Annotated in this window: 1 pseudogene; it reads left to right on the top strand. The window is 70.2% G+C overall.

Annotated elements, in window-relative coordinates:
* Positions 1 to 255 (top strand): annotated as a pseudogene (locus tag FNJ47_RS47175) (IS5/IS1182 family transposase); the annotation flags it as partial.

Here is a 255-nt window from a genome sequence, read left to right as displayed (position 1 = left end):
AACACTCGCTCGCCATTTGGAGACCGCGCAGGCGATGGTGGCGGAGCTCAAGCGCGAGGTCGAGACCCGCTCCGATGCCAGCAACCAGCGCATCAAGGCGGCCAAGGAGCGAGCGGCGCGTGAACGCCCGAAGCGCCTGAAGGCAGCGCAGGCCGCGCTCGCCGAGATCAAGCGGCAGCGCCAGGCGCGGGAAGACAAGCGCAACAACGGCAAGACGCCGAAGGAGCCGCGCGCCTCGACGACGGACCCCGACGC

This window comes from Bradyrhizobium uaiense (assembly GCF_010811875.1).
Taxonomy (GTDB): domain Bacteria; phylum Pseudomonadota; class Alphaproteobacteria; order Rhizobiales; family Xanthobacteraceae; genus Bradyrhizobium; species Bradyrhizobium uaiense.
The sequence above is the reverse complement of the archived record's forward strand: the minus strand, read 5'-3'. Positions and strand labels throughout refer to the sequence as shown.